The 4,467-nt window shown below is 46.1% G+C and carries 5 protein-coding genes; all 5 read right to left on the bottom strand.

Annotated features, from left to right (window positions below; translation table 11 throughout):
- Window positions 1-391 (bottom strand): flagellar export chaperone FliS (gene fliS, locus B9J84_RS10610; protein WP_094124092.1); only part of this gene is annotated, 391 nt, incomplete at its 3' end.
- 10 nt (window positions 392-401) lie between these two features.
- On the bottom strand, window positions 402-707 hold the full coding sequence (locus tag B9J84_RS10605; protein WP_013856304.1) for a flagellar protein FliT: 306 nt from the start codon (window positions 705-707) through the stop codon (window positions 402-404).
- A gap of 1 nt (window position 708) precedes the next feature.
- Entirely contained in the window at window positions 709-2,709 is a 2,001-nt protein-coding gene (gene fliD, locus B9J84_RS10600) for a flagellar filament capping protein FliD (protein WP_088732758.1), read from the bottom strand.
- Window positions 2,710-2,731: 22 nt separating this feature from the next.
- On the bottom strand, window positions 2,732-3,160 hold the full coding sequence (flaG, locus tag B9J84_RS10595; RefSeq protein WP_013856302.1) for a flagellar protein FlaG: 429 nt from the start codon (window positions 3,158-3,160) through the stop codon (window positions 2,732-2,734).
- Between the two features lie 74 nt (window positions 3,161-3,234).
- Window positions 3,235-4,365, bottom strand: coding sequence for a flagellin (locus B9J84_RS10590; protein WP_026028066.1), 1,131 nt, complete (start codon window positions 4,363-4,365; stop codon window positions 3,235-3,237).
- Window positions 4,366-4,467 lie beyond the last annotated feature (102 nt).

Genomic DNA, 4,467 nt, shown 5'->3' with positions numbered 1-4,467 from the left:
CCGTCAGATTGTGGTATTCAGGAGGGATTTGATCCCATGCTGATTTAATTTCTCGAATGATGTCGATCACATCATCCAGTGGTTGCGGGTCATTTTGATGATTCGCTTCGGTGATCTGAGTGATCATAAATTCATAAAGCTGATCTAAATTTTTTGCAATATCCCCGCCATCACTCATCGATAAGCAACTGCGTAAGCTAATAATGATATCCAATGCTTTACCAAGGCGTTCACCCTTACTTGGAATATTCCCCTGTAGCATTGCTGCTTTTGCTTGAATAAGGCGTTCAATGGCACCCGCCATCAACATTTGTACGACTTTATGCGGCGAGGCCGCACTGAGCTGGCTATCCACTGATACCTTTTTGTATGCCTGTAAAGAACCGCGCATAGTCTTCCTCTTATAAAAACTTTTTGTATTGCTGAACGGATTTATTACCGTGTCGGTATTTTTGGAGCGTTCTACCGATCTCGACCGTTTTTGACTGCATCAGTTCAACAAGATGTTTAGTTTCATCAATAGCCTCTCGCCATTGGCTCGACATTGCAAACTGTGGATTTTCTGACGCATGCGTCAGTAAGTTTTGCAATATCCGTTCCCTTTTATCGACAAGATGATTGATTTCTTCAGTATTAATTTCATCAATGACAAGCATTGCTCTTATTTGGTGATCTAGATCACTTAAAAGGTCGAGTTGCTGCTCCATATCAGCCGCCTAACGCATTCATCATACCAGCTAATTGGTTCTGCATTTTACTGGTCGCGTCTTGCATTGCTGAAAACTTAGAATGCGTTCGCTTCTCCAAACTGTCCATGCGGCGATCAAGTGCCGCTTGGTCGTCCGCCACACGGTAGTTGCGTTCTACTAAGCTTTTTTCGCGTGTGCGAATCGACCCCGTAACCCCCGTCATGCTCTGAATAGCATCTTCAACCCGTTTGGCAAATCCTTGGTTTCCACCAAAGAACTCACCTAGCTTATTAAAGTTGTTATTGAGTTGGCGATCTAGCATGTCGTAGTTAATTTCAAGTGTCCCTTGGCGTGTGGTGGTAATACCAAACTCAATCAGACTTTTGATCTCTTCTGGAGCCTGCTCAATTCTAGTCGAAAAAACACTACGTAGGCGAGAGTCTGCACTGCGCACAATACTGTCACCCGCCAGTGGCCCAGCTTGGCCAGTCCGAGGGTCAACGCCTCCAAGTTCTTTAGAGACCTGATAAAACTGATTATACGCCGCGACAAATTGTTCAATATCATCGCGCACGGTTTTGCGGTCATATTCGATGCCAATTTCAGCCGGTGGTTTGCCTTTGGCCGTTTGCCCTTTAAGGGTCAAATCAACCCCTTCAATCGCATCTTCAATCACGTTGTTGTTGCTAGAAAGGGTTGCCACACCGTCCAAAACCACCACGGAATCTTGGCCTGCTTGTACTTGAGTCATACCTTGATAGGCGTCAAACGATGCTTGTGCCGCTCTAAGTTCAGCATCTGCTTTGTCCACTTTATCTAAATACTCACGCTCTTGCGGGTCAAGCTTTTCACGCTCTTTCTGCTTGGCTTGCTCTGGCGTCAGTTCACCACTACGCACCGCCGCCGCAACCGCGGCTTTTTCAGCTGCTAATTGCTGTTCAAGCTTGGCTTGCGCTTCTTTGGGGGTAACATAGGAGTCAACCAAAGTACCAGAAGCAGTATTGGTCCAACCGGGCACATCTGGCGCTTTTTCTAACGCAGTTGCATCAAGCTCTGGCTCAGGTTCATAGTAGGAATCGAGCAAGGTGCCAGAGGCGGTTTCAGTCCACCCTGGAATACGATCTTGCGGTTTCAGATATTTATTGGCAGCAACACCGGCGGCGGCAGCAGCTTTGACGGCGGCGTCGGTTAATTCACCGGCAGCATTAGCGACTTTACCGTCGGCAGCTACTTGCCCGGCGACTTCTTGAACACCACTCGCCATACTTTGGTCAACTTCGCGTGCCGCCGCACCTATTTTCTCGGCGACTTTTGCAGCGATAGCTTGTTGAGCTGGCGTGAGTGGTGCAATGATTTGTTGCGCCGCAGCGCGTGCGTTTTCTAAATCTTTAACGCGTTCTTCCAGCGTTTTGTATTCTAGATTTTTGAGCGGATTTCCGGCATCAGACTGAGCATTAATTTTAATGTCATGATCTTTTCCAGATAGATTAGAGGCCACAATCAAACGTGGCCCTTCAACATCATTGATTACCGAAGCACGAACTCCAGGATTGGTTTTAGTGCTGTTGATACCGCGAACGATATCAATCAATTTTGAATTGGCTTGGACATCAACATCAAACTTCTGATCACCAAGTGAAATCTGCAGCTTACCAGGACCAAACTTTGCCTCTTTATCTAAAACATCCGAGGCAACTTTATGGCTCTGTGCAAGCTGCAACACATCGATAGCATATTTACCTGCTATTGCGTCAGTGGTGGCTGTCGCGGAGACGACATTTTCATCAGTAGTATCGACTTTTCGCAAAGCGAAAGCCTTCTCCTGACGAAAATTCGTCATAAGATTTTTCATCGTATCCAGCGACTCTTTGAGCCGGCCGTAGGCACTGATACTGGCATCAATTTGGCCAAGCTCATTATCAATGCGTTGCTGCTTAGGAACGCGCTCTGCATTGACAATTTTGCTGACCAAGGAATTGATATCCATGCCAGTATTCATACCCATCGGGCCTAAGCTCATTAAATCACCTCAAAAACTACGATTACACCTTAGCAACCAATAAACCTGTACTGTGGTCTTTTTGTCTGGCAAGGCGTCGCAAAACCTCTAGCATTTCCTCGTTCGGGATCTGACGAATAATGTCACCAGTACTGGCTTCATAAATCGTCACAACATCCCGTCCTGATTCTTCATCGACTCTAAACGCTAAGTCTTTGTTGATAGATGAGATAAATTCATTCATCTGCTCTACCATCTTGGCTCTTTCCGATTTGTTGATCTGCTCTCGTTGCTGTGCAAGCTCGATTGCCGCTTCAACGCTTTGGTTTTGCCTATTTCTTAACTGTTCAGTACGATTCACCTCATTTTGTTTCGAGGAAGCGCGTGTCGCGCCATCGTTTTCTGAAGCAAATTTAATGCCACTTTGCGAGCCGTAAGGCTGGATGTTCGATGTGTAGGATGGTATTTCCATAACAATCTCCCTTCCACCTCATAGGTTGGCAGTGAAAACACTGCTTTCCCCACAAAGCTCCATTCGCCTATCGGTTAACCCAATAGACTAAGAGCTGCAGATGGTGACTGCTTCGCCTGTGCCAAAACTGACGTACTCGCTTGCTGCAAAATCTGCGACTTCGTCATTTGGGTTGTTTCACGGGCATAATCAGTATCCTTAATTCGACTACGAGAAGCGTTGACGTTCTCGTTGATGTTATCAAGGTTACTGATGGCATGACCGAAACGGTTCTGGAATGCACCTAACGAGGCACGTTGGCTATCAACGGCCTTTAGTGCACCATCAATCAAAGCTACAGCTTCCTGAGAGCCGCCAACCGTTGTGACATTGATGTCTTTGACGGTTACGTCTTTACCTGCAGCAAAACCAATTTCAGTACCCAGTCCACCACCAATAGTGACATCGCTTGAGACTTTTTGATTGGCGGCAAACAGTTGCAGTTTACCTTCATCACCGACTGAAGCTTTGATGTCACCATTTTGACCATTAATGTAAGTAGCGACCTCTTCTAAGTCATCACCCGCTTTAGCGTTAATGGTGACTTCGCGAGCTTCTCCTTGTTTATCAGTATAGCTCAGAGTCAGATCCGTCGCATTGGTGACTGACCAGTCAGGCGCTTTGCCATTTGTCGCGACATAGCTCTTACCGCCCATCGCTTTTGTGTCAGAACGCATGTCGCTCATGGAAAGCATCACAGCTTCACCAGAATCGGCACCAATTTGGAAAGATTTATTACCAAACGAACCATTTAGCAGTTTATTACCACCAAACGAGGTTGTTTCAGCAATACGGTTTAATTCATCATTGAGTGCTGAGACTTCCTCTTGGATCGCTTGGCGTTCTGAACTTGAGTTAGAACCGTTTGCTGATTGCAAAGAAAGATCTCGCATACGTTGCAAGATATTGGTGGTTTCATTCATTGCACCCTCTGCGGTTTGTGCAATGGAGATACCATCATTTGCGTTTCTTACCGCCATATCTAAGCCACGGCTTTGTGACGTTAAACGGTTTGAGATTTGTAGACCCGCTGCATCATCACGCGCGCTATTGATTTTATAGCCCGATGACAGACGCTCCATCGATTTCTGCGTACCATCAGCGGCGTTATTTAAATAACGCTGTGCGGTCATTGCAGACACGTTAGTGCTTACATTAATTGCCATATTGATCTCCTTAGGCATTGTGTTGATGTACTTCCGTGTCTCTCACCTCACGTCGGTACATCTCATTTCTCTCGTATCCTTTAACGGCGAAAGATTTATATC

Source organism: Vibrio sp. V03_P4A6T147 (genome assembly GCF_002241085.1).
GTDB lineage: Bacteria > Pseudomonadota > Gammaproteobacteria > Enterobacterales > Vibrionaceae > Vibrio > Vibrio anguillarum.
Note: the sequence above shows the minus strand (reverse complement) of the source record. Positions and strands in the feature narration are given on the sequence as shown.

What these genes read in the sequence shown, in the direction of transcription:
- B9J84_RS10605 (WP_013856304.1), bottom strand. Translation starts at nt 707, where the DNA reads ATGGAGCAGCAACTCGACCTTTTAAGTGATCTAGATCACCAAATAAGA.
- B9J84_RS10590 (WP_026028066.1), bottom strand. Translation starts at nt 4,365, where the DNA reads ATGGCAATTAATGTAAGCACTAACGTGTCTGCAATGACCGCACAGCGT.
- fliD (WP_088732758.1), bottom strand. Translation starts at nt 2,709, where the DNA reads ATGAGCTTAGGCCCGATGGGTATGAATACTGGCATGGATATCAATTCC.
- flaG (WP_013856302.1), bottom strand. Translation starts at nt 3,160, where the DNA reads ATGGAAATACCATCCTACACATCGAACATCCAGCCTTACGGCTCGCAA.